We start from the raw sequence: 26,559 nt of genomic DNA, 5'->3' as shown, positions 1-26,559 counted from the left end.
CCGTCCGGAAGGATTTCCATGACTGAGAACCACGACGCGATCGTCACCGAACCGAAGTCGGAGGAGACGGGAGGCGGCTGCCCGGTCGCGCACGGCCGCGCCCTGCACCCGACCCAGGGCGGCGGCAACCGCCAGTGGTGGCCCGAGCGGCTCAACCTGAAGATCCTTGCCAAGAACCCCGAGGTGGCCAATCCTCTCGGTGGGGACTTCGACTACGCCGAGGCCTTCAAGAACCTCGATCTCGACGCCGTCAAACAGGACATCGCCGAGGTACTGACCACCTCGCAGGACTGGTGGCCCGCCGACTTCGGCAACTACGGCCCGCTGATGATCCGTATGGCCTGGCACAGCGCCGGCACCTACCGCATTCATGACGGCCGCGGCGGCGCCGGCGCCGGCCAGCAGCGCTTCGCCCCGCTCAACAGCTGGCCGGACAACGGCAACCTCGACAAGGCCCGCCGTCTGCTGTGGCCGGTCAAGAAGAAGTACGGCCAGTCCATCTCCTGGGCCGACCTCCTGATCCTCACCGGCAACGTCGCCCTGGAGCAGATGGGCTTCGAGACCTTCGGCTTCGCCGGTGGCCGCGCCGACGTCTGGGAGGCCGAGGAGGACGTCTACTGGGGCCCCGAGACCACCTGGCTCGACGACAAGCGCTACACCGGCGACCGCGAGCTGGAGAACCCGCTCGGCGCGGTCCAGATGGGCCTCATCTACGTCAACCCGGAGGGCCCGAACGGCAACCCGGACCCGATCGCCGCGGCCCGCGACATCCGTGAGACGTTCGGCCGCATGGCGATGAATGACGAGGAGACCGTCGCCCTCATCGCCGGTGGCCACACCTTCGGCAAGACCCACGGCGCCGGCCCCGCCGACAACGTCGGCGCCGACCCCGAGGCCGCCTCCATGGAGGAGCAGGGCCTGGGCTGGAAGAGCACCTACGGCACGGGCAAGGGCGGGGACGCCATCACCTCCGGCCTGGAGGTCACCTGGACCACCACGCCCACCCAGTGGAGCAACGGCTTCTTCAAGAACCTCTTCGAGTTCGAGTACGAGCTCGAGCAGAGCCCGGCCGGCGCCAACCAGTGGGTCGCGAAGGACGCCCCGGAGATCGTTCCGGACGCGCACGACTCGTCGAAGAAGCACCGCCCGAAGATGCTCACCACCGACCTGTCGCTGCGCTTCGACCCGATCTACGAGCCCATCTCCCGCCGGTTCTACGAGAACCCGCAGGAGTTCGCGGACGCCTTCGCCCGCGCCTGGTTCAAGCTGACCCACCGTGACATGGGCCCGAAGTCCCTGTACCTCGGCCCGGAGGTCCCGGAGGAGACGCTGATCTGGCAGGACCCGCTGCCCGAGGCCGAGGGCGAGACCATCGGCGACGGGGACATCGAGACGCTGAAGACCAAGCTCCTCGAGTCGGGCCTGTCCGTCTCGCAGCTGGTGTCCACCGCCTGGGCCTCGGCGTCCACCTTCCGCGGCAGCGACAAGCGCGGCGGCGCCAACGGCGCCCGCATCCGCCTGCAGCCGCAGCGCGGCTGGGAGGTCAACGAGCCCGACGAGCTCGCCCAGGTCCTGCGCGTCCTGGAGGGCATCCAGCAGGAGTTCAACTCCGGCGCCGGTGCCAAGAAGGTCTCCCTCGCCGACCTGATCGTCCTCGGTGGCTCCGCCGCGGTCGAGAAGGCCGCCAAGGAAGCCGGCTTCCAGGTGCAGGTCCCCTTCGCCGCGGGCCGCGTGGACGCGACGGAGGAGCACACCGACGCCGAGTCCTTCGAGGCGCTCGAGCCGACCGCCGACGGGTTCCGCAACTACCACGGCAAGGGCAACCGCCTGCCGGCCGAGTTCCTGCTGCTCGACCGGGCGAACCTGCTCACCCTGAGCGCCCCCGAGGCGACCGTCCTGGTCGGCGGCCTGCGTGTCCTGGGCGCCAACTACCAGCAGTCCCCGCTCGGTGCCTTCACCAAGACGCCCGGTTCGCTGACCAATGACTTCTTCGTCAACCTGCTCGACCTGGGCACCACGTGGAAGTCGACGTCCGAGGACCAGACCACGTTCGAGGGCCGCGACGCCGACACCGGCGAGGTCAAGTGGGCCGGCACCCGCGCCGACCTGGTCTTCGGCTCGAACTCCGAGCTGCGGGCGCTCGCCGAGGTCTACGCGAGCGACGACGCGAAGGAGAAGTTCGTGAACGACTTCGTCGCCGCGTGGGTCAAGGTCATGAACCTGGACCGGTTCGACCTGGTCTGATCATCCCCGCCTGACAGAACGCCCCGGGCCGGCCGGCCCGGGGCGTTCCGCCTTTCCCCTGAAGGACCGTCAAAAACCGTTCAAGGTAAGAACATCACTTACCCAACTCTCACCATGAAACGGCAAGGAACGCGGCCGGGCGCACATCCGGGCATACGTTCTGGTCGTGAACACAGATTCCGCTGCCCACAGAGGCGCCGGCCGTGAACCGCACCCCTTCGCCGGTCCACGGCCGACCACCGGTGGCACCGTCCGCCGCACTCTCCTGCGCACCGCGCTGACCGGGGCCGCAGCCCTCGGCGCGGGCCTCGGCGGCGCCCGACCGGCCACCGCCGCCCCCACCCGAGGCTCACGGCCCAGCACCCCGGCCGAGGCCCTCGAAGAGCTGGCAGCGGGCAACCGTCGCTGGCGCGCCTACCGCGAACGCCACCCGCACGAAACCCCCGCGATCCGGCGCACGTTGGCCACAGCTCAGCACCCCTTCGCGGTCGTGCTCGGCTGCATCGACTCTCGTGTCCCCCCGGAGCTGGTCTTCGACCAGGGACTGGGTGACCTGATGACCGTCCGCACGGCCGGTGAGGTCCTGGACGAGGCCGTGCTCGGCAGCGTCGCCTACGGCGTTCTGGAACTCGGCATACCCCTGGTCGTCGTGCTCGGGCACCAGTCGTGCGGCGCGGTGCGTGCCGCCGTCGAGGCCGAGCAGTCCGGGAAACACCTGCCCGCGCACATCCAGTACCTGGCCGACCAGATAAGTCCGGCCATAGACCACAGCAAGGAAGGCGACGCCCGCGTCGACGCGACCGTCGACGCCAATGTCAGGCTCGTACGCTCCAAGCTGGAAGCGGAGCCCGACCTCGCAGCCAAGATCACCACCGGCAAGCTGGCGATCGTGGGCGCCCGCTACGAACTGACCGACCAGACCGTCCACCACGTCCGTTGAGAAGCTGCCCGGTCCGCCGCACGCGTCGGCGGACCGGGCAGCCCTGTCACGCCTCCAGCGGATTGAAGCGCGCCGCCGCCATCAGATACCAGGCGGTCGCCCCCGTGTGCCGGTACGGGTAGTAGCCGAAGCCGAACCCGGTGTCCAGCGGACTGCTCGCGGACACCACCCCACAGCGCTCGGGAAGCGCCTTGCCGCCGACGGTCTGACCGCCGCCCAGCAGATCCTGGGCCTGCTCGATCGAGGCGATCAGACGCCGGGCGCGTGCCTCGTCACCACGGTCCCGCCGGTCCCGCAGGGCGAGCGCGAGGTGAGCGGTCCCCTCGAACCACACCCCGTTGCGGTCGGGCCTGGGCTGGCCCTCGGCGATCGGCGCGTCCTCGTTCGCCACGAGGCTCGCCGAGCTGAAGGTGACCCCCTCGTACGACTGCCCCGCGGGCACCGTGCTGTTCGCACGCCCGGCATGATCCAGGACGGCCAGTTCGGCCGCGGCCCAGTCCAGCGAACGCGAGTAGTCACGGCCACGTGAGCCGAGCGCGAGATGGGTCCAGGTCTGTGTGTCCTCCGGGATGGGGGACTTGTTGACCGTCACGCCGTCGTTCGTGCCGGTGTAGAAGAAGCCCCCCGACGGTTCCCACATCCTCCGCACGAACGCCTCGGCCCGCCCGCGTCGCTCCAGCCACACCCGGTCCCCGGTGAGCCGGGCGAGCCGGCCGAAGAGACACACCAGGTCCGTGTTGTGCTCGGTCGAGGTGAACGGCAGCCTCTGGTTCGCCCCGTCCACCCCGAACTTGTAGCCGCCCAGGGGCTCGTCGGTCCGGCCGGTGCGCTCGATCCACTCGCCGATCCGTACGGCGCCGGCGAGGAAACGGCGCGCTCGGGTACGGCGGGCGAGCGCGCTCAGCGCGATCCCCGCCCAGGCCATGTCGCCCACCGCCGTACCGGTGAAGCCGAACTGTGTGCCGACGTTGGCGGTGCCGTCCGCCCGGACGAAGCCGTCCGGCTGCAGTGAGCCGTCGTAGAAGGTGTACGGCCCGACGTTGTAGGCCTGCCGGAGCCTGCCGTCGTCGTACGCCGGGTCGTGCGACTGGGCGTACAGCAGGGCGTCACCCAACGCCGTGGCCCGGGTGAGAGCGCCCGCGGTCCGGGCCGCGAGGTGGGCCAGGATCGCCAGGGCGTTGTCGTAGGTGAACGCGGTGCTGAACAGGCCCGCCTGGTCGGTGTAGCTTTGCGTCAGGCGGATGCGGCCGTGGTCGGGATAGGCGTCCATGGCCGCGGCGAGGAAGGCCCGTCCCCGAGCCGGGGCCGATCCCCGGCCGACGCCGGCCGAACCGGCCGCCATGGCCTGCCCGGAGCCGGCCGCGGCGAGCCCCGCGGCGCTGATGCCGAGTCCGGCACCGATGAGCGAACGCCGGCTGAACGCCGGGCCTTGTCTGCCAGTCATGGGTCTCCCTTGAGAGCGCTCTCAGCAGTGCGCGCTCATTCTGCTGACGCCCTGAGGACGGGTCAACGCCCCGGCAGGAAAGGAGAGTTCCGGGAGAAGACGAACGGGGGGTGGATCACTCGCACACGATCTCGTCACGCGGCGTGTAGTGCGTGCGGTACGGCTCCCGCTTCACTTCCCTGCCGTCGTTGTAGAAGACGCGCTCCACGGTGACATCGAAGCCTTCGAGAGGCGTCTGCGGCACGCACTCCTTGTCGTCGCTCGTCTTCTTCGCCGGCTTCTTCACCTCGGTGCGCGGACCCTTGACCGACTTGATCTCGTCGTACTTGCGGGTGCCGAGGAAGGAGACGGTCACGGACGTGTCCGTGGACTCGGCCTGGATGTAGATCGCCTTGCCGGAGTCGTTGGTGAACCTCAGGTCCAGGCTGCCCCAGGCGACCGTGGCCTCGCGGCCCTCCGGGTAGCGCTCGATGTAGAAGGAGTGCGCGCCGTGCTCCACGGGCTTGACCCCGGCGAAGAACAGCGCGTTGTACATGGTCGTCGCGACGGCCGAGACCCCACCGCCGGACGCCTTCGTGAACTTGTCGTCGAGGATGATGATGCCCTCGACGAAACCGTTCGCCTCGGTGCGCTCGCCGACGGTCCGGTTGAAGCTCCACGTCTCGTTCGGCTTGACGACGGAGCCGTTGATGAGTTCCACCGCCCGGCCGATGTTCTTCGTGCGGTACTCGGCCGGTTCGAAGTGGACGGTGAAGGAGGACATCTTCTCCGTCAGCCCCAGCTCCGGCGCGTTCTCCCGGGTGACCTCCGGCTGGATCTCGCGTACGGCCACCTCGCCGTCGCGGTCGGCGCCCGAGCGCGTGAGCAGCGGCAGCACCGCCTTGCCCAGCGCCTTGTCGGTGACCTCCTGGCCCACCCTGGCGTCCTCGGCGACCACGACCTTGTCGCCGTCCGACCCCAGCCTGGCGTTCTCGGCGGTGGTGGTGACGTCGTCCAGCGGGCCGGCCACGGCGGGGTCGGTGCGCAGCCCCTTGGCGTCGAGCTCCGGTCTCAGCCTGCCGCCGCCGTCCGGCCGCATGGCCAGATGCTCGCCCAGCGCGTCCTGGCCGACCGTGAACCGCTTGCCGCCAGCGGTGAGCGTGACGGGCGCCGACACGGCCGGCTCCGCGAAGGTACGCACCGCCCGCCTGACCTCGTCGGCGGAGACCTTCGGCCTGGTCTCACGGGCCGGCAGCGACGTGACCGCGTCGGCGTCCCCGCGCAGGAAGGACGCGCGCAGGGGGCCGACCGCGGCGTTCACGTCCAGCGCGTACCCCGTGCGCGGCGCGACCTCCTCGACCCGCCCGCCGTCGAAGGAGACGGCACCGTCACGGACCTTCTGGTCGAGCCCCTTCGCCAGCCGCCCGAGGGCCGCCCGGGCCTTGTCCTCGTCGAGACGTACGACCGGCTCGATCACGCCGCCCGAACGGAAGAAACCGCCGAACACGCTGAACGGATCGGCACCGGTGCGTGCCGCCCGGTCGACGGTCTCCCGGACGTCGAAGGAGAGCCCGGCGCGCCGCGGATCGACCGAGCCCGTGCGCTCCCCGACCTTCACGCGCAGTTCCCGCGAGCCGTCCGCGCCCAGGTGCCGCTCCAGCTTCCGCACCGCCTCCGCACGGCTCAGCCCCCCGATCTCCACCCCGCGCACGGTCGTGCCGGTGTCGATCTCCCCGCCCGTGAGCATCAGCCCGGCCAGATACAGACCGCCGACCCCCACGGCCAGCGCACCGCCGGCCAGGGCGACGGGCGGGAGGGACGTGATGCGTGGAACGGAGGCTATTCGGGGGCGCATGGGTCTCCTGAAGATCGATACGAGGGTGCACCCGATGACGCGACGCTGCTGGGGGCAAACACGTCAAGCTATCCACAACCGGGCGGCAAACGGGTATGGCCCAGACCACTTATGTCCGAGATCACGTCAGAACCGGCGAGAACGCCCGCCCTGCCCCCCACGGCCACAGAGTGGTAACGACGAACAACGCTCCGGTCGTTGACGCGGTCTAGGCCACCATGAAGATCTCTTTCCTGATCCACAACGCCTACGGAATCGGAGGCACGATCACCACCACGTTCAACCTGGCCGGGGCACTCGCCGAGCGGCACGACGTCGAGATAGTCTCCGCGTTACGCCACCGCGAGCACCCCAACCTCACCCCGCACTCCCGGGTGCGGCTGCGGTCGCTGGTCGACCTGCGCAAGGAAGCGGACGATCCGCTGCACCGGAGACCGGCGCGGGTGTACCCGCCCGCCGAGTACCGCCACCACCAGTACAGCGAGCTGACCGACCAGCGGATCGGCGAGCACCTCGAGTCGCTCGACGCCGACGTCGTCATCGGCACCCGCCCGGGTCTCAACGTGCACATCGCACGCCAGGCCCCGCAGCACGTCCTGCGCGTCGGCCAAGAGCACCTCACCCTGGACAACCACTCGCCGCGGCTGCGCACCGCGCTGCGCCGCGCCTACCGCCGCCTCGACGTCGTCACCACCGTCACGGAAGCGGACGCCGCCGCCTACCGGCGCAAGATGTGGCTGCCCGGCGTCCATGTGGAGGCCCTCCCGAACAGCGTTCCCGACCCCGCGCTGCCTCCCGCCGACGGCACCGCCAAGGTCGTGATCGCCGCCGGCCGGCTGGTGCGGGTGAAGCGCTACGACCTCCTCATCGAGGCGTTCGCCCAGGTCGCCGCCGCGTTCCCGGACTGGCAGCTGCGCATCTACGGCAAGGGCGAGGAACAGTCCAGGCTGCGCCGGCTCATCGAACGCCTCGGCCTGTGGAACAACGTGTTCCTGATGGGGGCCGCCACCCCCATGGAGGCCGAATGGGCCAAGGCCTCGATCGCCGCGGCCACGTCCGACTTCGAGCCCTTCGGCATGACGATCGTCGAGGCGATGCGCTGCGGACTGCCCGTCGTCAGCACCGACTGTCCCTACGGCCCCGGCGAGATCATCAAGGACGGAGCCGACGGCCGGCTGGTACCCGTCGGAGACCCCGACGCCCTCGCCTCGGCCCTGCTGGAACTCGTCGGCGACGACGAGCGACGCCGCCGCATGGGCCGCACCGCCCTGGAGAACGCCCACCGCTTCGCCCCGGTCCCTGTCGTCGCACAGGCCGAACGCATCATCGACGAGGCCATGACGGCCAAGAACACAGGCCGGCGGGCCCCCGGGCACCACCGCCGGACGGACAGTCCGCTGGCCGGACGCGGCCACGCAGCCCGCGACCTCGCCCACACCGCGGCCGCCGGCGCCCTGCGCGCGATACGGAAGGGACAACGATGAGCAAGAACCACGACACCCCCCTGCGCACCGACTGCGCCATCGACACGGACGGCCGCGTCACCTTCCACCTCCCCACGACCTCGGCCGCGCGCCCCCAACTGCTCCTGGCGCTGCGCCCCAAGAAGGGCCGGCCCGAGACGACCCGCCACCACCTCGAACTGGAACCCGACCCGGCCGACGGCAAGTGGCACGCCGCGCTGGAACCGCACCAGGCCCTCGACGAAGGCCGCTGGGACCTCCATCTGCTTCCGGAACCGGGAGCCGAACGACAGCGGCTGCGCCCCGGCCTGCGGGACCTGCGCGCCCTCGTCGACGGACACCTCCGCGACCGGCCCTCGCCGGTCGCCGTCCGGATCCCGTACGTCACGAAGGACGGCTTCCTCGCCCTGCGGGCATGGCTGCGCACCGCCCACGCCGAGGCCCGCACCCTCGACGTCACCGACCGCGCCATCACGGTCGAGGCCCGCCTGCACGGCGCCCGGCTCCACGATGACGCCACCGTACGGCTGCGCCTGCGCGGCAGCGACACCGTACGGAGTCTCCGGCCACGGGTCGACGAGGACGGCAGGGGCTTCTCCTTCACCGCCGACCGGAAGGACCTGGCGGTCGACGGTGGGGGAGCCGGCCGGTTCTGGGACGCCTTCGTCCGGCCCACCGCCGACGCGCGGCCGATCAGGATCGGCCGGCTCCTCGACGACGTGGCGGACCGTAAGCACGTGTACGTCTACCCGGCCATCACCGCGGCCGGAACTGCCGCGCGTCCTTACTACACCGTCGACAACGACCTCGCGATCGAGATGACGTGAGCCGAATACCGACATGCCCGAAATGAAAATCCATGGAGTTTCGGGTGGTTATTTCGTCAGTACGCCGCGACAGGCGTGTGTGGGTTTTGTGTAAAGCGGCGGCAAAAAGGTCAGGCGCTCGTTCTCAACAGCCGCAAAAGGGAAGGGGACTTGCGGCAGTAACCAAACTCAAGTACCTAGATGAATCATGAACCTGTTCAACCGCGTCGTGTCGTCCCGCCGGCAGGCGCCGCCTGGCCCCCCACAGCGTCCGGCCGGCGCACCGGCATCCCCCACTGCCGTGCTGCCGGACCCCCACCTGACGAACCTCACCGGTGAATGGGTCGTCGACCCCGCGCACAGCAGGATCGGCTTCTCCGTCCGGCACGCCATGGTGACCACCGTGCGCGGCTGTTTCCTGGAGTACGAAAGCCGGCTCTACTTCGACGCGCGCGACCCCACCCGGTCGCGGGCCGACATCACCCTGTTCACCTCCAGTGTCGACACCGGGGTGGAACAACGCGACGCCCATCTGGTCGGCCGTGACTTCCTGGACGCCGCGACCTATCCGCGTATGCGCTTCACCAGCACCGGCGTGGAACAGGCGGGGGCCGACCTCTTCCGCATGTCGGGCGAGCTCACCATCAAAGGCGTCTCACGCCCCGTCGTACTGGATTTGACCTACATCGGACACGTCACCGACCCCTTCGGATACGAAAGAGCCGGATTCGACGGCACCACCACCATCAACCGCTCCGACTGGGGGCTGACCTACAACAGCAGGCTGGCCGAGGGCGGTGCGATGGTGAGCGAGAAGGTGCGCCTGCAGCTCGACATCGCCGCCATCCGCATGGCCCCGTCGGCCGGCTGACGACTCCGGGCGGCCGTACGGCTCAGGACACGGCGTCGGCCCCGGCCACGACCCGGAACGTGGCCGGGCCGAGCGCGAGGGCCCCGTCGCTCAGCGGCACGCACCGCACGCCGCCCCGCCCACGCAGGGCACGCTGGGCGCCGGGGCCGATCGTCACGTCCATCCAGGCGCAGGGCCGGGCGGCCCGGTGCACGGCGAACTCCACTGGCCCGTCTCCGCAGTCGAGGGAGATCGTCGTACCGATGCAGGAGTCGATGTCGATGCCTCTGAGCAGGATGTTCCGGCGTGTGTGCCGAAGGTCGGCGTCCTCCGGGAGGCTCTCCGAGGCCATGATGGTCACCGACGCGTTCCGGTGGGCGGGCCGGGCGTAGTAGCGGTCACCGACCAGTCCCAGACCGCGGCGTACCTCCGCCCGGGGGACGCGTTCGTCCGACGGGCCGGGGGAGAGGGTCCGTCCGACGGTCGTCCGGCCAGCCGGTGCGCAGGCGACACCAGCAGCTGCAGCACCTCCACCTCGGTCATGACGCCCACCCGACGTCTGGGTGACCACTCCCGGGCTTGTGTCCGCCGGCCGGCGGAGGCGTACGGTGCCCCGGCCCGTCACTCCTCCCGTCTGCGCCCGAGCCCGCCCCGGTCCGGAGGGCCCCGGCCGTCCGCCGACTCGCCCGCGGTGAGGTGCTCCAGGACCTCGACCAGTTCCTGGCAGGCGCGCTCCACGGAACGCCGGGTGTTGATCTGCTCGGTGATCACGGCCGACAGGATGAGCGCCGTCAGGGCCATCGCCCCGTTGAAGGCCTGCAGCTTGAGCATCACCTCCACGCGGCTGAGCCCTTCGAACGGCCCGCCCCGGTCGGTCGCCGCCACCGTGACCATGATCGAGGCGAAGAGGGCGCACAGCATGCTGCCCGCCAGCTGGAAACGCAGAGCCGCCCAGATCAGCAGGGGGTAGACGAGAAACAGCAGACTCAGCCAGCTGTGCGCGGCCAGCGGAACGACACAGCAGGCGATCAGCGCCAGGCCGGTGGCCTCCTTCCAGCGCGTCAGGCGCAGGGGCGGGCGGATGCGGGCCAGCAGGAGCAGCACCGGGGTGACGATCAGCACCCCCATCGCGTCACCCACCCACCAGGCCAGCCACACGGCCCAGAAGCTCGGCCCGTCGAGCTTGTCCGTGACGATCAGGAGGCCGGCGCCCACGGTCGAGCTGATCAGCATGGCGGTGAACGCCCCCAGGAACACCAGGGCGAGCCCGTCCCGCAGCCGCGCGAGATCGTTGCGGAATCCGGCTCGGCGCAGCAGCAGGTACCCGACGACGGGTGCCGCCGTGTTGCCCGCCAGGACGCCGAGCGCCGAAGGCGTGAGGGAGGTGATGGACAGGATGACGCAGAAGGCACCCAGGGCGATCCCCGGCCAGCAGCGCAGCCCGAAGAGCAGCAGGAAGGCGACCGAGACGCCGGTGGGGGGCCAGATGGGTGTGACGACCGCGCCCTCGACGACCAGCTCCCGCAGCAGGCCCAGCTTGCCCGACACGTAATAGCAGGCGGCGACGGCCAGCGTCTGCAGAGCGAGGACGACCGGCGTACGCAGATCCTGGCTACCCACCACAGCAGCCATCAGACACCGAGGCCGCCGCGTCGGCGAGGTGAGAGCGGGGCCCTGCGGCCCTATGGCTGAGCGTCCGGCCCGTCGAGGCCGACCACCAGGACGGCGGCGTCGTCGTCGTGCCCCACACGCTCGGCGCCCTTGATGACTGCGGCCGCGAGCGCGTCCACGTCCATGCCGGCCACCGCCGCGATGCCGGCGAGCCGCGTCACCTGGTCCAGCCCCTCCTCGAGCCGCATCGACGGTCCCTCCACGACACCGTCCGTGAGCAGCACGAACACACCGCCCGTGGTGAGCTCGTACCGGGTCACCGGATACGGCGGCCCCGCCTGGACGCCGAGAGGCGGACCGCCCTCGTCCGCGGTGAGGCCGGACTTCCCGTCGGCCGTGGCCCAGATGCAGGGCAGATGCCCCGCCCGCGCGCTCTCCAGCACCCCGGCGCACGGATCGAGCCGCATGAAGGTGCAGGTGGCGAACAGGTCCGAGCCGAGGGACAGCAGCAGATCGTTGGTCCGGGCCAGGACCTCGCCCGGCTCACTGGTGACGGAGGCCAGAGCCCGCAGCCCGGCCCGCACCTGCCCCATGAAGGCGGCCGCCTCGATGTTGTGGCCCTGGACGTCACCGATGGACAGACCGATACGGCCGTCGCCCAGCGTGAAGGCGTCGTACCAGTCGCCGCCCACGTTGAGGCCCTGGCACGCGGGCGCGTACCGCACGGCCAGATGCAGCCGCCGGGCGACGGGCAGATCCCGCGGGAGCATGTCGCTCTGCAGCGCGAGGGCAAGCTCGACGCGGGAACGCTGCATCTCGGCCTGCGCTCGCGCCTGGGCCGTCAGATCCCCGAGCCTGGTCAGCAGCTCGTCGCCGTCGTCCGTGGTGCCGGTGCGGGACATTGATCACTCCGGCGAGGGTCGTCACGGTCGGTGACAACCCTCGGTGTAAATCAGGTAAAATGCGTCCATAGGATGATACTCAGTCGAGGACTCCGGCGACGACTCGCGCTCCCCGCTCTCGCTCACCGCACCGACCGGACCCCCCGGAGTCCGCACGCCGGCCGACCGCCGCCAGGACGAAGGTCACGCTGATCAGCAACGCCCAGGCGCCGAACTTCCCCACCCCCACCGGCTCCCATCCGTGCTCCTGATACGGATAGCGCCACGCGCCGACCAGGGTGGCCAGATTCTCCGCCACCCACAGAAAGAACCCGATCAGGACGAACGACACGGCCAGCGGCATCCGCCGACGCACGCCCCGCACCGTGAAGCGCACCGACGTCCCCGTCGTGACGGCCACGAGCAGCCCGGCCAGCACCCACCGCACGTCGGGCAGCCAGTGATGGCTGAAGAAGTTGACGTAGATGGCCGCCGCCACCGCGGCGGTCGCACGCGGCCGATAGCGCACGATCTCCAGGTCGAACAGGTGCCAGGCACGGCAGATGTAGCTGCCGACAGCCGCGTAGAGAAACCCTCCGTACAGCGGGACACCGGCGAACTTCAGCACAGCCGGCTCCGGGTAGCTCCAGGAGCCGAGCGACACCTTCACCAGCTCGAAGGCCAGACCGATGGCATGGCAGACCGCGATGACCGCGACGTCCCGCCCGTTCTCCCAGCCGCGCATCCAGAACACCAGCGTGAGCAGCACGCCGTAGACCACCAGCAAGTCGTAGCGCGCCACAGGGAGCTCGGGCAGCAGCGTGGACACGGCCACGCCGCACAGCAGGGCGATGGCGAACGCGCAGGCCCGCGTCTGTGTCCACGCGAAGTCGAGCAGCTGGCGCATCGGAGCGGCCCAGGGGCCGGCGAAGCTTGAAGGGATCATGGTGCCCGTTAGGACGACACCGCACGCCGACCGGTTGCGGCGAACCTCCCCACCCGCCACTCGTGCGGCGAGAAGCCGAAGATCCGCTTTACGGTGTCCTGGTGCGATCTGTTCCGAAATGGGTCCTGCTGTCGTCCGGCTGTGCACCCGTCGCGCTGATCATGGGCTGGGCGGTGTCGGCATCCCTGCAAGGCCCCTCCTACGATCCCGCCGCCCAGACGATCAGCGTCCTCGCGGCTCCCGGCGGCTCGAGCTACTGGGTGATGACGGCCGCCTTCATCACCCTGGGCATCTGCCACCTGCTCACCGCGTGGGGACTGCGCCCGGCCGCGCCCGCGGGACGCGCGGCCCTGGCGGTCGGAGGTGTGTCGGCCTTGGCGGTGGCCCTGTTTCCGGCGCCGAGCAGCGGCGGCTCCCTCTCCCACGGTTCGGTCGCCGTCGTCGGCTTCGTCGTCCTCGCGGCCTGGCCCGTCCTGGCCGCCAGAAAGGGCGACGCCGTGCCATGGGCCCTGAGGCCCCTTCCCTCTCTGGGGGCGACCGCCGTGATGGCGCTGGGCGCGGCATGGTTCCTGGCCGAACTCCACCAGCAGGGTGCCCCTGGCGCGGTTGAACGCGCGGTGACGACGATCCAGTCGGTCTGGCCGTTCGCGGTCGTCCTGTCCTGCTTCTCCCTTCCTCGGTCCGCACGCGACGAGTACCGAGGCTGACCTCTCAGTCCCCGCGCATCGGCGCAGTTCGCCGCCCCACAGCGCGACGCGCCCGGGTCCGATCGGGGCCTTCCCGTCTCAGCCGCGCGCGGCGAGTGCCTCGCGCCACGCCGGGCTGTCGACGTAGTGGTTGTCGAACCGCTCCGAGGAGTCCTTGATCTCCTGCGGATCGGCCTCGCCGCGCATCACCCGGCCGAGGAGCCGCAGATAGTCGAAGCGGCCGGCGCCCGGGGTGAAGACGAACAGAACGTCGGCCGTCCTGCCGGGCGCCGCGGCGAAGGCGTGCGGGGTGTGCGGCGGCACGATGAGGAAGTCGCCCGCCTCCAGGACGGTGATCTCCTCACCCACCAGTACCTGAAGCGCTCCGTCGATCACGAAGAACATCTCGGACGCCTTGGTGTGCAGATGGGCGGGTGCTCCGACCGCGCCTTCGGCGAACGTCGACCGGTAGCTGGTGAGCCGCCCGCCGGTGTGGCCGGAGTCCGCGAGAAGGGTCATGACACTGCTGGGGTCACGGGTCGTCTCGGCGTCGGCGGCGCGGGTGAGGACGGGGCCGAAGTCCGCGGTCTGCGTCGTCTGCGTCGTCTGCGTGGTCTCGTTCGTCTTCGTCGTCATGACTACGACTCTATGGAGCCGATCGACCGGCTGTGGGGTGCATTTTGAGGCCACAATGGTGGGTCAATCGGTAGTGGCCCTCCCTCCTTCGTCGTGGCCGGGCCAGGCTGCCGCGTCGTGCAGAGGACGCGCCTCGACGCCAGGTGATCGACCCCGGTGTTCCTCGACACCCCGCTGTACCGCGGCGAGGCCATGGAACCCGATCTCGGGTGCACGGTGAGCATCAAGCTCGAAACGGCCAACCCGGTCCGCAGTTTCAAGGCCCGCGGCACCGAGGTGGTCGCGAGCCTGCTCGACGGCCATGGCTCACGGGCCGCGGTGTGTGCCAGCGCGGGCAACCTCGGCCAAGCCCTCGCCTGGTCCGGTCGCGGCCGGGGGATCGACGTGACCGTCGTGGCGTCCCGCTTCGCGACAGTGACCAAACTTGATCGCATCAGCGCCCTGGGCGCCAGGCTGGAGCTGGTGGACGGCGACCATGAGATGGCTCGCGACCGGGCGGCGGCCAGCGCACGCCACGACGGCATCCGGCTGGTCGAGGACAGCCTGGACCTCGAGACCTGCGAGGGCGCGGGGACCGTCGGCCTGGAACTGGTGGACACCGTGCGGTCCTTCGACGCCGTCCTGATCGCCCTCGGCGGCGGGGCACTGGCCACCGGTGTGGGCCATGTGGTGAAGGCATTGGCTCCTGAAGTCGAGGTGATCTGCGTCCAGCCGCTCGGCGCACCGGCGATGACCCACTCGTGGCGCAGGCGGCGCGTCGTCACCACCGACTCGACGGACACCATCGCCGACGGCGTCGCCGGCCGACGGCCCGTCCCGGCCGTGCTGGACGACCTCCTCCTGATCGACGACGACGCCGTCCTGGTCCAGGAGACGTCGATCATCGCCGGTATGCGCCTGCTCCTCGACCACGCCGGCCTCATCGTCGAACCATCGACCACGCCGGCCTCGTCGTCGAACCCATCGGCCGCGCTCGGCATCGCGGCGATCATCGAGGACCGTGACCGCTTCGCCGGACGGCACGTGGTCACCATCGTGTGCGGCAGCAACGTCGACGTGGACGCCTGTCACCGCTGGGTCGGCGCCGCTCCCGCCCACAGGTCCTGACTCATCGCTCCACGTGGCGGGGGAGAGGCTGCGGCGGCCGCCTGCCTCAGAAGGCCGGCTGACGCTCAGCGGGAAGCCAGCCCCCGCTCCTGGGCCGCCGCTCCGAAGTAGTCGCCACCCTTGCGCTTGACGTCGTCGGTGCCCCAGGCCTGCTCGCCGTCGGCGGCGGCACCGTCCGTTCTGGTGGTGTTCTGCCGGAGCGGCGCCTTGACCAGCCTCGGTATGTGCTTCGAGCAGTGGATGTACGCCTCCTCGACCTCCACCTCCACCCACACATGGGGACGGCGGCCGGGTACCGGATCGACCGGTAGGTCCGGATACCTCTGGCGCATCGTGTCGTCGGTGACCAGCCGCGCCCGGCCGTTGACATGCAGGCCGATCCGGTCCTTGGAGAAGTCGATCATCAGCAGGCCGACGTGCGGGTTCTCCCGGATGTTGCCGAGCGAGGCCATGACACCGTTCCCGCGGTACTCCGGGTATGCCAGGGCCCCTTCGTCGAGTACCTGGAGAAAACCGGGAGGGCCTGCCCGGAAGGTGCTGTCGCACTCGCCGTGGCGGTCCGCGGTCGCGAGGAAGAACATCTCCTGGCGGGCCACGAACTCCTGCATGCGTGGGTTGAGCCGGTCCAGCACCTGCTCGTCGTAGAACCGGTCGGCGCGGTCGACGGTGCCCAACTCACGTTGGATCTGGTGCTCGCCCCGACTTCCGGGCCGGTCTGCCCGCTCATCGTGGTGCAACGGTCCTCCTGACGGGGATCTCGGTGTTCACCTCGGCGCAGGTGACTGATTCAGTCACCTGGCAGGCCGAAAAGCACCACCGGCCATGCACGAGAGAGTAGAGCACGACGAATCTCAGCCCTCTGTCTTCTTTTGGCGTAGGAGTTCTTGTTCTCAGTTCGCCACTTATGTGACGAGATGCAACGGTCTGCATATGGTTTCGTCACAGAACGCTGAAATGATCACAACGAGCGACTGTCGCCGCCGCAGGGCGAGTCCGGCACTCGTGCTCTTCGCGGCCGCCGTGATACTCGGCGTTGCCACCAGCGCGGAAGCCCTGCCGTCTGCCCGGTTCGGGCCCGACTGGGACGCCATCGCCGCGTGCGAGTCCGGCGGGAACTGGAAGGCGAACACCGGCAACGGCCATTACGGCGGCCTGCAGTTCACCCAGTCCAGCTGGGTAGCGGCCGGAGGACGCAAGTACGCCTCGCGCGCCGACCTGGCCACCCGCAAAGAGCAGATCACGGTGGCCAAGCGTTTGGCCGCGTTGCAGGGAATGTCCGCATGGTCCTGCGCGCGAGTGAACTAGCCGGAATCGCCGCCGATTTCTGAGTCACTCATGACGTGGCTTCGTCACATCGGGAGCGAGAACAGGCGTACTGGTTCCGAAGGCCAGTACGCGTGGTCGCGCAGCGCGGTCACCATGGTCCGCAGGGGCATGGACACCAGGCGGTTCCCCGGCTGTTCGACACGTACGTCGTTGTCGAGCGGGTGCCACCCGAGGCGCTGGTACAGCGGCACGAGGGCAGGTCTGCAGAACAGAAGCGCGTGCTGCGGTCCCATCGTGCGGGAGTGATCAAGTGCCGCCTGGACCACGAGCCGAGCCAACCCCCGGCCTTGCATGTCGGGTGCGACGGCCACTCCGCCGACGCCTACTACTTCCGTCTCGACGTCGCCCAGGGCGACGGGCAGCCGTAGCAGGCCCGCGTGCGCCACAAGTCGGTCGCCGTGCCTGATGCCGAAGTGTTCCTCCTTGGGCAGCCAGGTCAGACCGGCAGCGGCAACACCGAAGGGGTCATCGCCGTCGCCGAGGATCTCGTCCTGCTCCGTCTTCGTGTAGCGGGGGAGCCGCACCACCGCCGGTGCCGCGGGGAATTGGTCGTCGGACATCCCCACATGATGATCTCTCCCGCGAAGGCGAGCCAGGCAACTGCCCAGCCACCCGGCGAATCAGTACTCACCATGAGGGTGACCGGTGGTGATGGTCCCCGCGCTCCTGAGTACCGGCACCGCTTCGAGCACGAGGATGGCGAGGTCGTCGGCGATGGGCTGGGTGCTGAAGTCATGGGTGGTCTGACGGATGCGCTCGGCGATGGCCTTGGCGCCGAGCCCTGTGCAGGTGGCGAGTATGCGCGCGAGCCCGTTGTCGTCGTCGAGTTGGTGTGAGCCGTTGCGGCGTTCGGTGACGCCGTCGGTGACACAGAGGAGCGTTTCGCCTGGTGTGAGGGTGATGGTGTCGGCGTGGTAATTCGTGTGCTCTTCGACGCCGAGGAGTATTTGGGGGCGCGCGGCGGATGTGACGGTGCCGTTCGTCGTCAGTCGTAGAGGTGGCGGGTGTCCGGCGCTGGCGATGGTGCACTGGGTGTTGCCGGTGGCCGGGTCGGGTTCGAGTTCCCCGTAGAGCAGGCTGAGCAGGCGGGCGCCTTCGTGTTCGCCGCGGAGTGTGGTGGCTTCGGCGGCTTCCTCGGTCATCGCGTGGTTGAGGCGGTTGAGAAGGGTTTCGACGCCGTGGCCCTCGCGTGCGAGAAGCCGTACGAGGTGGCGGGCGAGACCGGTGACGGACATGGCTTCCATGTCGTGGCCGGAGACGTCGCCGAGGAGGAAGCACCACCGGTGCCGGCCCATGGGGAACAGGTCGTAGAAGTCGCCGCCGACGGTCTGGCCTTCCGCCCAGGGCTCGTAGACGATCGCCGTGTCGATGCCGGGGATGGCGGCGAGCGAGGTGGGGAGCTGGCGGCGCTGGAGCGTACGGCTGATGGTCGCCTGGCGGGTGTAGTGGCGGGCGGTGACCACCGCCTGGGCCGTGCGGCGGGCGACGTCCTCGATGAGTCGTACGACGGTGTCGGTCAGTTCGGGTTGTCCTGCCTGGCCGATGAGGAGTGTGCCGTGGTACCGGCCGCCGGCGACGAGGGGGAAGGCCAGCGCGGAGCCGCCTGTGTTGGGAGTCTTCTCGCCTTCGGGCCAGGGCCAGGGGAGGCCGGTCGTGCTGAGCGCTGCGCTCGGGGGGTCTTTCTCCAAGGACCGGCGGAGCGTGCGGATGTGCTGTTCGTCGGTGTGCCAGACGCGGGAGAGCCGTAGGCCGGCGTGGTCGGTGGTGAGCCATATGGCGCACCAGTCGGCGAGTCTGGGGACCAGGAGCTGTCCGGCGAGGGCGGCGACCATGTCCTCGTCCAGCTGTCCGGCGAGGAGTTCTCCGGCCTCGGCGAGGAACCACTGCCCTTCGCGTTCGGCCCACTGGGCTCGGTGACCGGGGTGGCCGCGAGGCAGAGCGGGCTCGGGGGGTGGCGGCGGGCGGCGGGTGACCTCGGCCGGGAGGCCGGCGACGCGGTGCTCGGTGGTGGCGAGCGGGGGCACCGTCGCGCATTCCAGGCGGACCCATGTGGCTTTCCCGGTGCGCCGGGAGGTCACGCCCCAGGATTCGGCCAGTGTGTGCATGAGGTGCCGGCGGTAGCCGTGCACGGGGCTGTGCGGGCTTGTCGTGCCGCCGGGACGGCCGGCGGGACCGTGCTCCAGCACCTCGACCACGACACCCACCCATTCGGCCCGGGGACCGGCCTGTGCGGCCCCGTCCCCGGCCCAGGGGCCGGGCGCGGACGGTCCCGGTCCGACCTCGAGGTGACAGGCCACTTCGAGGCCGGACCCGGCGTGTGCGGCAGCGCTGGTGACCAGTTCGCTGGCGAGAAGCACGGCATCGTCGACGGACCGGTCGCTGATCGCCGGCGCCTCGGGGGAGAGGGGTGCGGTCCGTTCGGTGAGCACGGCGCGCACGAACTTGCGTGCCGCTGCGGCCGCGAGTTCGTTGGCGGGTACATGCATCCGTGCCGCTGTTGTTGAACGCGGACCGAAGGACCGTCCTGTCTGCGACCCCGCTTGTGGCCTCACGGCAACCCCTGCCCAGCTCACTGCGGACGAGTACAGGACGAATGTAGCCTAAATGGGGAGTGGTCATATTTTGTGCCCGGAGAAGTGAGTTGCCATGGATTCTGTCGCTCGCTCTGAACTCGTTTCCTCTGAGCCGGAATCCGGGGAGCGGGAGCCCGGTGGGCCCGGTTCCGCGGCCGCGGGTCGGCCTGCACCCGGCCCGGGGGGCGAGTGGGTGCATGTGGCCGAGTTGCGTCCGCTGCTGGCGGCCATGAATTCTCTCTGCGACGGCGATTTCACTGTACGTATGGGTAACGTGCCCGAAGGAATTGTCGCGGAGCTGGCGGGGGTGTTCGACCAGATCACCACGCGGAACGCGCATCTGGCTTCGGAGCTGGAGCGAGTGCGCCGGGAGGTGGTCCGGCAGGGGCGGCTGGACGAGCGGCTGGCGGCGAGTCCCGGGTCGGGCGGGTGGACGACGAGTGTGGATGCTGCCAACGCGCTGCTGGAAGCACTGGCCGTCCCGATCGTCCATGCCACGCGTGTCCTGGACGCGGTCGCTGACGGTGATCTGACGCAGCGCGCCGAGCTCCACGACGGCCGGCGCCAGCTGCGCGGTGATCTGCGGCGCCTGGGACGCGGGGTGAACCGCATGGTGGAGCAGCTTTCGCTGTTCACCGGCGAGCTCACCCGGGTCTCCCGGGAGGTTGGTACCGAGGGCCGTCTCGGCGGGCGTGCCACGGTGCAGGGGCTGGCCGGCGACTGGCGCTACGTGACCGAGGCCGTCAACACGATGGCGTCCCGGCTGACCGCGCAGGTGCGCGACATCGCCGTGGTGACCACGGCGGTCGCGCGCGGTGATCTGACCCGGCAGGTCACGGTGGAGGCGACCGGCGAGCTGCTGGAGCTGAAGCTGACGGTGAACACGATGGTCGACCAGCTGCGGGCGTTCGCCGACGAGGTCACCCGGGTCTCCCGCGAGGTCGGCACGGAGGGACAGCTGGGCGGCCGGGCCCAGGTGCCGGGCGTGTCCGGGGTGTGGAAGGACCTCACGGACAACGTCAACTTCATGGCGTCGAACCTGACCTCGCAGGTGCGCAACATCGCCCAGGTGACCACGGCGGTCGCCACCGGCGATCTGAGTCAGAAGATCACGGTGGACGCCCGGGGCGAGATCCTGCAGCTGAAGCTGACGGTGAACACGATGGTCGACCAGCTGTCGGCGTTCGCGGGTGAGGTCACCCGGGTCGCCCGCGAGGTGGGTACCGAGGGCCGTCTCGGCGGCCGCGCCCAGGTCCGCGGGGTGTCGGGGGTGTGGAAGGACCTCACCGAGAACGTCAACTTCATGGCGGACAATCTCACCTCGCAGGTGCGAAACATCGCCCAGGTGGCGACGGCGGTCGCCCAGGGCGATCTGGGCAAGACGATCACGGTGGAGGCCAAGGGCGAGATCCTGGAGCTCAAGTCGACGATCAACACGATGGTCGACCAGCTGTCGGCGTTCGCGGGTGAGGTCACCAGGGTCGCCCGCGAGGTGGGCACCGAGGGCAATCTGGGCGGGCAGGCGCAGGTCCGCGGGGTGTCGGGGGTGTGGGAGGAGCTGACGGACAACGTCAACTTCATGGCGTCGAACCTGACCTCGCAGGTGCGCAACATCGCGCAGGTGACGACGTCCGTCGCCAACGGCGACCTGTCGAAGAAGATCACCGTCGATGCCCGCGGCGAGATCCTGCAGCTGAAGGAGACCGTGAACACGATGGTCGACCAGCTGCGGGCGTTCGCCGACGAGGTCACCCGCGTCGCCCGCGAGGTCGGCACGGAGGGCCGCCTGGGGGGCCGGGCCCAGGTCCGCGGGGCGTCGGGAGTGTGGAAGGACCTCACGGACAACGTCAACTTCATGGCCTACAACCTGACCTCGCAGGTCCGCAACATCGCCCAGGTGGCCACGGCCGTCGCCCAGGGCGATCTGTCCAAGAAGATCGATGTGGACGCGCGCGGCGAGATCCTGGAGCTGAAGACCACCATCAACACGATGGTCGACACGCTCTCCTCGTTCTCCTCGGAGGTCACCCGGGTCGCCCGGGAGGTCGGCAGCGAGGGACAACTGGGCGGTCAGGCGCGTGTCGAGGGCGTCTACGGAACGTGGAAACGACTGACCACCAACGTCAACGAGCTGGCGCTGAATCTCACCACCCAGGTCCGGGCGATCGCGGAGGTGGCCAGCGCGGTCACCCAGGGCGACATGTCCCGCGCCATCACGGTCGAGGCGCAGGGGGAGGTCGCCGAGCTGAAGGACAACATCAACCTCATGGTCTCCAACCTCCGCGAGACCACCCGCGCCAAGGACTGGCTGGAGTCGAACCTGACCCGCATGGCCGGACTCATGCAGGGCCACCGCGACCTGGTGGAGGTCGCCGACCTGATCCTGCGCGAGCTGACCCCGCTGTTGAACGCACAGTTCGGTGCGTTCTTCCTGGCCGAAGCGGGGGCGCCACCCGGTGAGGGTCTGCAGTTCATCGCCGGGTACGGCACGGACCAGGCCGGCGGGGGCAGCCCGCTGCCGGGCACCGGTACCCCGGGCCGCGGGCTGATCGCACAGGCCGCGCAGGAGAAGAAACGCATCCTCATCACGGACGTCCCGCCCGACTACATCACCATCAACTCCGGGCTCGGCACCGCCCGCCCGGCCAGCATCGTCATCCTGCCCATCATCTTCGAGGACCAGGTGCTCGGAGTTATCGAGCTGGCCTCGCTCAGCAAGTTCAACGATGTGCACCTGGCCTTCATCGACCAGTTCGTCAACACGATCGGCGTCTCGACCAACACGATCATCGCCAACTCCCGTACCGAGTCGCTGCTGTCGGAGTCCCAGCGGCTCACCTCCGAACTGCGCGAGCGGTCCGACGAACTGCAGCGCTCCAACGCCGAACTCGAGGAGAAGGCCGCACTGCTCGCGACCGCCTCGCAGTACAAGTCGGAGTTCCTGGCGAACATGTCGCACGAACTGCGCACCCCGCTGAACTCCCTGCTGATCCTGGCCCGGCTGCTCGCCGACAACCCCGACGGACACCTGGCCGAACAGGAGGTGCAGTTCGCGACCACCATCCACCGCTCCGGCTCGGACCTGCTCCAGCTGATCAGCGACATCCTCGACCTGTCGAAGATCGAGGCCGGGCGGATGGACGTGCGCCCCAAGACGCTCCCGCTGATCAAACTGCTCGACTACGTCCACGCGACCTTCCGGCCACTGACCATCGACCGCGGCCTGGGCTTCGAGATCGCCGTCGAGAAGGACGTACCGGCCGAGCTGTACTCCGACGAGCAGCGCCTGCAGCAGGTACTGCGCAACCTGCTGTCCAACGCCGTGAAGTTCACCCACGACGGCCATGTGGAGCTGCGCGTCAGCCGGGTACCGGGCATGCACTTCACCGAGGAGACGCTCAAGAACGCCGAAGCCGTCATCGCCTTCTCCGTGAAGGACACCGGGATCGGCATCGCCCCCGACAAGCTTCCGATGATCTTCGAAGCGTTCCAGCAGTCCGAGGGCACCACCAACCGCAAGTACGGCGGGACCGGCCTCGGCCTGTCCATCAGCCGGGAGATCGCCGGAATGCTCGGCGGCAAGATCGTCGCCGAGAGCGAGCCGGGCGTGGGCTCCCGCTTCACCCTCTACATCCCCGCGCTCCACCCCGGCGCCACCGCCGTACAGGGCCCCGCGGACCTGCGCACCGTCGGCACCGCGCCCGCCCTTCCCCCGGAGCCCGCGCCGCCGGCGGCCACAGCCGCGGACCCCTCGCCCGAGCACATGCTCGACAGCACGGAAGCCCTCCAGCCCGACCCCACGGCCCCGCACCTGCCGGAGGACCTGACGGGCAGACAGACCAACGAACCCGCCAACGGCCGCGAGGACACCTGGCCGGAGACCACCCGGCTCAAGGAATGGCTCAGCGGCCGCCCCGGCCGCGTCCTGGCGGGCCGCCGCATCCTCATCGTCGACGACGACATCCGCAATGTCTTCGCCCTCACCCACGCCCTGGGCCGAGTCGGCATCACCGTGCGATACGCGGAGAACGGCCGGGAGGGCCTTGAGGTCCTGGAACGTGCCTCTGACGTCTCCCTGGTCCTGATGGACATCATGATGCCGGAAATGGACGGTTACGAGACTATCCGTACCATCCGGGACACCCCTCGCCTCGCCCACCTGCCGATCATCGCGCTCACCGCCAAGGCCATGCCCCAGGACCGCGACAAAGCGATCGACAGCGGCGCCAACGACTACGTGCCCAAACCGGTCAACATCGACCGCCTGCTCTCCGCCATCTGCGACCTGCTCGACCCGCCCGACGACCGCCCGCTGCCCGCACCGGACCCCGGCACCGCCGACGACCCCGAAGAGCCGCCACCCACTCATGACACCGCCGACGATCCGCCCGAGGACGCACGATGAACACCAACCTGGCCAACCCGTGCAGCATCCTCATCGTCGACGACATGGAGGAGAACCTCATCGCCTTCGAAGCCGTACTCGGCCCACTGCACCAGCACCTGGTCCGCGCACGCTCAGGTGAACAAGCCCTGAAAGCCATGCTGCGTCAGGAGTTCGCCGTCGTCCTCCTCGACGTCCGCATGCCCGGCATGGACGGCTTCGAGACCGCCGCCAACATCAAGCGCCTCGACCAGACCAAAGACGTCCCCATCATCCTGGTGACCGGAACCGAAGGCGGCGCCGACTACGCCTACAGGGGATACGCCATCGGCGCCGCGGACTTCATCGCCAAACCGGTCGACCCCTGGGTACTGCGCACCAAAGTCACCGTCTTCCTCGATCTGCACCGCAAGAACCGCCAGTTGGCGATGCGCGCAACCGGCACAGACACGGACCGGCTCTCCGAGATCGCCCAGCAGCTCACCGAGATCAAGCTGCTGCTGCGCAACAGTCCGGAAGCCGAGGCCGACACGGCAGCACTCGCCGACCGCCTCGCAGAGGTGGAGCGCGCCGTGGGAACCCTCCTCCCGGACCGCACCGGCACTGAGTAAGCGCATTCAGCTTCCTCCTCCTCACCCGCACGGAAACAAGGCCTGATTGGGTTAAAGGACGAGGTTAAATGACGAGGTAACGATTGCTAGGGTGGCCGTGCGAAGGGAGATCCGCATGGCCACCGAGGAAGAGCTGTTCGCGTCCGTCGACGCCCTGTTGGAAGAGGAGCCGCAGCTCCCGCCCCCGGCGGAACGCGCCCGGCTGCGTGAGGCCGCCGGTATCACCCAGGCCCGTCTCGCTGTCGCGTTGAAGACGTCGACGCAGACGGTGAAGAACTACGAGAACGGCAGGAGCGAGCCGAAGTCGCCGCGCCTGGAGGCGTACCAGCGCCTGCTCAACGGCTGGGCGGCGAAGTACCCCGCGCACGGCACCCCGACTGCTCCAGCCACCGCGCCGCAGCCGGAGACGTCGGCCACGCTCACCGGTCCGTCCGCCCTCGAACCGGAGAGCGCCGTGCCGGTGGCGACGCCCGCCGTCCCGACCACCCCCCAGCACCCCGCCCGCCCGGCGACGTCGTCGCAGCGCCCGGCCGCGACGAAGGCCGCGAAGCCCACCGCCGACTCCGGTTACCCGCACGGTCCGCTCGCCGTCCTGGACGGTGACGGCTCCGCATACGGCGTCGACGGGATCGTGCTGGACTGCCCCGCCTCCACGGTCCCGGAGCTGGTGGAGTGGACGCTGCGCGAATCCGGGCTCGGCGCGTCCAGGCTGCACCGCAACGGCCGTGACGCCGACCCGCTGATCGTGCTCACCACAGCCGCCGCCGTGAAGCTCGGACTGCCCGAGCGGTTGGAGGACCGCAGGGGCCTGCGGCTGGCGGAGGATCACCCGGTCGTCAAACAGGTCACCAGGGCGAAGTGGAAGCTGACCAAACGCGGATTCGGCCCGTGGGCCCGCGTGTACCGCCCGGCCGAGGGCAATCAGAGGCAGTGCGTGCAGCTCGCGATCCTGCCCTGGGACGCCCTCGACGAGCGGTCCTGGCCCGGTGTGACGGACTTGGAGCCGGCCGACATCGCCCGCGTCCTGGGCGTCTACGCACAGCGGGTCCTCACCCCGCGCGGGTCGACGGCCGTCTCCGGCCTGGAACTGATGACAGCGCTGCGCCCGCCCACACGCGCGGTGCAGGATCGTACGACCGGCCAGTGGAGTTCGGGCCACAACCCCGGCTCGCTCGGAACGGAACCGATCCACCCGGCCCCACCGGAATGCGTCCCCGAACACCCTCTGGTCGTGCACCACGACTGGAAGGGCGGCTTCCTCGACGAGGAGGCCTACCAGTGGGTGCGCGACGTCAACCTCCTCACCGGGGACGAGGTCTCCCTGCCCTGGGCACTCGGGCTCGACCTGAACACCGCCTTCCTCGCCTCCGCCGCCCGCCTGGTGGTCGGCCTGTCCGCCCCGGACCACTTCCGTGCCCCGGTGTTCAACCCGAAAATTCCCGGCTCCTGGCTGGTGGACCTCTCGCACGTCGAGCTGGACCCGCGTCTGCCCAGCCCGTTCACACCGTCCGGCACCCGTCCCACCGGCCCGGCCTGGTACCAGACGCACACCGTCGCCTACGCCCAGGAACTGGGCTACAACGTCCAGCCGCTGGAGGCCTACCTGCGGCGGGAGACCGGCGCCTACCTGGACCCCTGGCACGACCGGCTGCGGACCGCGTACGTCGACACCATGGCCGACCTCGGCGTCAGCCGGGACCTGGACGACCGCGCGTTCCTCGCGGCGATGGAGCGGCACAAGGACACCGACCCGGCCCTGGCCGCCGTGCTCGCCGCCATCAAGGCCACCGTGAAGGGCGGAGTCGGCAAGCTCCGCGAGCGCCCCCAGGGCAAGGACTACCGGGAGGGCGATGCGTGGCCGGCCATGGAACGCCCGACCTGGCGCCCGGACATCCGTGCCGCGGTCATCTCCAAGGCCCGGGTCAACATGCACCGCAAGCTGCACAACATGGCCAGGATGACGGGCCTGTACCCACTCGCCGTGCTGTCCGACTGCGTCGTCTACCCCTCGCCGTCCCGCTCGCCGACCGACATCCTCCCGTACAGCACGTCCGGCAAGCCCATCCCCGGCACCTTCCGCCTCGGGCCCACCCCGGGCCTGGCGAAGTTCGAAGGCGTCCAGGAGATGTCCTGGGCGGTCGACCTGATGGAAGCGGGCTACAACCCCGCCCGCCACATCAAGGGCGGCGACGCCGTGCTGGAAGAAGGGGAGTAACC

General features: G+C 69.8%; 21 protein-coding genes. 11 read left to right on the top strand and 10 right to left on the bottom strand.

The window, feature by feature from the left end:
• The first annotated feature begins 18 nt into the window (after positions 1 to 18).
• Positions 19 to 2,244, top strand: coding sequence for a catalase/peroxidase HPI (katG, locus tag ACZ58V_RS32230; protein ID WP_471294462.1), 2,226 nt, complete (start codon positions 19 to 21; stop codon positions 2,242 to 2,244).
• A gap of 166 nt (positions 2,245 to 2,410) precedes the next feature.
• Positions 2,411 to 3,184, top strand: coding sequence for a carbonic anhydrase (locus tag ACZ58V_RS32225; RefSeq protein ID WP_471294460.1), 774 nt, complete (start codon positions 2,411 to 2,413; stop codon positions 3,182 to 3,184).
• A gap of 46 nt (positions 3,185 to 3,230) precedes the next feature.
• On the opposite strand, the gene ACZ58V_RS32220 is transcribed toward ACZ58V_RS32225, so the two are convergent.
• Both ACZ58V_RS32220 and ACZ58V_RS32215 read right to left on the bottom strand, forming a co-directional pair.
• Positions 3,231 to 4,628: a Tat pathway signal sequence domain protein gene (locus tag ACZ58V_RS32220; protein WP_471294458.1), complete on the bottom strand. Its 1,398-nt coding sequence runs from the start codon at positions 4,626 to 4,628 to the stop codon at positions 3,231 to 3,233.
• A gap of 115 nt (positions 4,629 to 4,743) precedes the next feature.
• Positions 4,744 to 6,462 carry a VanW family protein gene (locus ACZ58V_RS32215; RefSeq protein ID WP_471294456.1) on the bottom strand — a complete coding sequence of 573 codons (1,719 nt, stop codon included), beginning with the start codon at positions 6,460 to 6,462 and terminating at the stop codon, positions 4,744 to 4,746.
• A gap of 218 nt (positions 6,463 to 6,680) precedes the next feature.
• Here ACZ58V_RS32215 and ACZ58V_RS32210 point away from each other — a divergent pair, with 218 nt between their 5' ends.
• The 3 genes from ACZ58V_RS32210 to ACZ58V_RS32200 all read left to right on the top strand — a co-directional run bounded on the left by ACZ58V_RS32210 (position 6,681) and on the right by ACZ58V_RS32200 (position 9,602).
• Positions 6,681 to 7,946: a glycosyltransferase family 4 protein gene (locus tag ACZ58V_RS32210; protein ID WP_471294454.1), complete on the top strand. Its 1,266-nt coding sequence runs from the start codon at positions 6,681 to 6,683 to the stop codon at positions 7,944 to 7,946.
• Positions 7,943 to 8,752, top strand: a complete 810-nt coding sequence (locus ACZ58V_RS32205; protein WP_471294452.1) for a transferase — start codon at positions 7,943 to 7,945, stop codon at positions 8,750 to 8,752. Before ACZ58V_RS32210 ends, ACZ58V_RS32205 begins: the two co-directional genes overlap by 4 nt.
• Positions 8,753 to 8,939: 187 nt before the next feature.
• Positions 8,940 to 9,602 (top strand): YceI family protein, encoded by a 663-nt coding sequence (locus ACZ58V_RS32200; protein WP_468195509.1) that lies wholly within the window; start codon positions 8,940 to 8,942, stop codon positions 9,600 to 9,602.
• Positions 9,603 to 9,624: 22 nt separating this feature from the next.
• Here the strand turns inward: ACZ58V_RS32200 and ACZ58V_RS32195 are convergent, their stop codons facing one another.
• The 4 genes from ACZ58V_RS32195 to ACZ58V_RS32180 form a co-directional block, all read right to left on the bottom strand.
• Positions 9,625 to 9,933 carry a molybdenum cofactor biosysynthesis protein gene (locus ACZ58V_RS32195; protein ID WP_471294450.1) on the bottom strand — a complete coding sequence of 103 codons (309 nt, stop codon included), beginning with the start codon at positions 9,931 to 9,933 and terminating at the stop codon, positions 9,625 to 9,627.
• A gap of 269 nt (positions 9,934 to 10,202) precedes the next feature.
• Complete coding sequence (locus ACZ58V_RS32190) at positions 10,203 to 11,204, bottom strand: MASE1 domain-containing protein (protein WP_471294780.1); 1,002 nt, start codon at positions 11,202 to 11,204, stop codon at positions 10,203 to 10,205.
• 59 nt (positions 11,205 to 11,263) lie between these two features.
• The gene (locus ACZ58V_RS32185) at positions 11,264 to 12,094 is read right to left on the bottom strand and encodes a PP2C family protein-serine/threonine phosphatase (RefSeq protein WP_468195502.1); all 831 of its coding nucleotides are present in this window, start codon (positions 12,092 to 12,094) and stop codon (positions 11,264 to 11,266) included.
• Positions 12,095 to 12,173: 79 nt separating this feature from the next.
• Positions 12,174 to 13,019, bottom strand: coding sequence for a DUF817 domain-containing protein (locus ACZ58V_RS32180; protein WP_471294447.1), 846 nt, complete (start codon positions 13,017 to 13,019; stop codon positions 12,174 to 12,176).
• A 101-nt stretch (positions 13,020 to 13,120) separates the two neighbouring features.
• Between ACZ58V_RS32180 and ACZ58V_RS32175 the strand changes: the two genes are divergently transcribed.
• Positions 13,121 to 13,726, top strand: a complete 606-nt coding sequence (locus tag ACZ58V_RS32175) for a DUF998 domain-containing protein (protein WP_471294445.1) — start codon at positions 13,121 to 13,123, stop codon at positions 13,724 to 13,726.
• 78 nt (positions 13,727 to 13,804) lie between these two features.
• On the opposite strand, the gene ACZ58V_RS32170 is transcribed toward ACZ58V_RS32175, so the two are convergent.
• Positions 13,805 to 14,341 (bottom strand): cupin domain-containing protein, encoded by a 537-nt coding sequence (locus ACZ58V_RS32170; protein ID WP_471294442.1) that lies wholly within the window; start codon positions 14,339 to 14,341, stop codon positions 13,805 to 13,807.
• A gap of 192 nt (positions 14,342 to 14,533) precedes the next feature.
• Between ACZ58V_RS32170 and ACZ58V_RS32165 the strand changes: the two genes are divergently transcribed.
• Positions 14,534 to 15,448 carry a threonine ammonia-lyase gene (locus tag ACZ58V_RS32165; protein WP_471294777.1) on the top strand — a complete coding sequence of 305 codons (915 nt, stop codon included), beginning with the start codon at positions 14,534 to 14,536 and terminating at the stop codon, positions 15,446 to 15,448.
• Between the two features lie 65 nt (positions 15,449 to 15,513).
• On the opposite strand, the gene ACZ58V_RS32160 is transcribed toward ACZ58V_RS32165, so the two are convergent.
• Entirely contained in the window at positions 15,514 to 16,122 is a 609-nt protein-coding gene (locus ACZ58V_RS32160) for a pyridoxamine 5'-phosphate oxidase family protein (protein WP_471294439.1), read from the bottom strand.
• Positions 16,123 to 16,402: 280 nt separating this feature from the next.
• Between ACZ58V_RS32160 and ACZ58V_RS32155 the strand changes: the two genes are divergently transcribed.
• Positions 16,403 to 16,753, top strand: a complete 351-nt coding sequence (locus ACZ58V_RS32155; protein WP_468195490.1) for a transglycosylase family protein — start codon at positions 16,403 to 16,405, stop codon at positions 16,751 to 16,753.
• A gap of 44 nt (positions 16,754 to 16,797) precedes the next feature.
• Here the strand turns inward: ACZ58V_RS32155 and ACZ58V_RS32150 are convergent, their stop codons facing one another.
• Together ACZ58V_RS32150 and ACZ58V_RS32145 are read right to left on the bottom strand one after the other, a co-directional pair.
• Positions 16,798 to 17,334: a GNAT family N-acetyltransferase gene (locus ACZ58V_RS32150; protein ID WP_471294436.1), complete on the bottom strand. Its 537-nt coding sequence runs from the start codon at positions 17,332 to 17,334 to the stop codon at positions 16,798 to 16,800.
• A gap of 60 nt (positions 17,335 to 17,394) precedes the next feature.
• Complete coding sequence (locus ACZ58V_RS32145) at positions 17,395 to 19,260, bottom strand: SpoIIE family protein phosphatase (RefSeq protein ID WP_471294432.1); 1,866 nt, start codon at positions 19,258 to 19,260, stop codon at positions 17,395 to 17,397.
• A 316-nt stretch (positions 19,261 to 19,576) separates the two neighbouring features.
• Between ACZ58V_RS32145 and ACZ58V_RS32140 the strand changes: the two genes are divergently transcribed.
• The 3 genes from ACZ58V_RS32140 to tap all read left to right on the top strand — a co-directional run bounded on the left by ACZ58V_RS32140 (position 19,577) and on the right by tap (position 26,557).
• Entirely contained in the window at positions 19,577 to 23,752 is a 4,176-nt protein-coding gene (locus ACZ58V_RS32140) for a HAMP domain-containing protein (protein ID WP_471294430.1), read from the top strand.
• Entirely contained in the window at positions 23,749 to 24,342 is a 594-nt protein-coding gene (locus tag ACZ58V_RS32135) for a response regulator (RefSeq protein WP_468195481.1), read from the top strand. The genes ACZ58V_RS32140 and ACZ58V_RS32135 overlap by 4 nt, the downstream gene beginning before the upstream one ends.
• 115 nt (positions 24,343 to 24,457) lie before the next feature.
• The gene (gene tap, locus ACZ58V_RS32130; protein WP_471294428.1) at positions 24,458 to 26,557 is read left to right on the top strand and encodes a telomere-associated protein Tap; all 2,100 of its coding nucleotides are present in this window, start codon (positions 24,458 to 24,460) and stop codon (positions 26,555 to 26,557) included.
• The last annotated feature ends 2 nt before the right edge of the window (positions 26,558 to 26,559 follow it).

Source organism: Streptomyces sp. NPDC040589 (assembly GCF_055594445.1).
This window is presented reverse-complemented; position numbering and strand designations above follow the sequence as displayed.

What these genes read in the sequence shown, in the direction of transcription:
- ACZ58V_RS32150 (WP_471294436.1), bottom strand. Translation starts at nt 17,334, where the DNA reads ATGTCCGACGACCAATTCCCCGCGGCACCGGCGGTGGTGCGGCTCCCC.
- tap (WP_471294428.1), top strand. Translation starts at nt 24,458, where the DNA reads ATGGCCACCGAGGAAGAGCTGTTCGCGTCCGTCGACGCCCTGTTGGAA.
- ACZ58V_RS32145 (WP_471294432.1), bottom strand. Translation starts at nt 19,260, where the DNA reads ATGCATGTACCCGCCAACGAACTCGCGGCCGCAGCGGCACGCAAGTTC.
- ACZ58V_RS32135 (WP_468195481.1), top strand. Translation starts at nt 23,749, where the DNA reads ATGAACACCAACCTGGCCAACCCGTGCAGCATCCTCATCGTCGACGAC.
- ACZ58V_RS32210 (WP_471294454.1), top strand. Translation starts at nt 6,681, where the DNA reads ATGAAGATCTCTTTCCTGATCCACAACGCCTACGGAATCGGAGGCACG.
- ACZ58V_RS32180 (WP_471294447.1), bottom strand. Translation starts at nt 13,019, where the DNA reads ATGATCCCTTCAAGCTTCGCCGGCCCCTGGGCCGCTCCGATGCGCCAG.
- ACZ58V_RS32220 (WP_471294458.1), bottom strand. Translation starts at nt 4,628, where the DNA reads ATGACTGGCAGACAAGGCCCGGCGTTCAGCCGGCGTTCGCTCATCGGT.
- ACZ58V_RS32185 (WP_468195502.1), bottom strand. Translation starts at nt 12,094, where the DNA reads ATGTCCCGCACCGGCACCACGGACGACGGCGACGAGCTGCTGACCAGG.
- ACZ58V_RS32165 (WP_471294777.1), top strand. Translation starts at nt 14,534, where the DNA reads ATGGAACCCGATCTCGGGTGCACGGTGAGCATCAAGCTCGAAACGGCC.
- ACZ58V_RS32215 (WP_471294456.1), bottom strand. Translation starts at nt 6,462, where the DNA reads ATGCGCCCCCGAATAGCCTCCGTTCCACGCATCACGTCCCTCCCGCCC.
- ACZ58V_RS32170 (WP_471294442.1), bottom strand. Translation starts at nt 14,341, where the DNA reads ATGACGACGAAGACGAACGAGACCACGCAGACGACGCAGACGACGCAG.
- ACZ58V_RS32155 (WP_468195490.1), top strand. Translation starts at nt 16,403, where the DNA reads ATGATCACAACGAGCGACTGTCGCCGCCGCAGGGCGAGTCCGGCACTC.
- katG (WP_471294462.1), top strand. Translation starts at nt 19, where the DNA reads ATGACTGAGAACCACGACGCGATCGTCACCGAACCGAAGTCGGAGGAG.
- ACZ58V_RS32140 (WP_471294430.1), top strand. Translation starts at nt 19,577, where the DNA reads ATGAATTCTCTCTGCGACGGCGATTTCACTGTACGTATGGGTAACGTG.
- ACZ58V_RS32200 (WP_468195509.1), top strand. Translation starts at nt 8,940, where the DNA reads ATGAACCTGTTCAACCGCGTCGTGTCGTCCCGCCGGCAGGCGCCGCCT.
- ACZ58V_RS32205 (WP_471294452.1), top strand. Translation starts at nt 7,943, where the DNA reads ATGAGCAAGAACCACGACACCCCCCTGCGCACCGACTGCGCCATCGAC.
- ACZ58V_RS32195 (WP_471294450.1), bottom strand. Translation starts at nt 9,933, where the DNA reads ATGGCCTCGGAGAGCCTCCCGGAGGACGCCGACCTTCGGCACACACGC.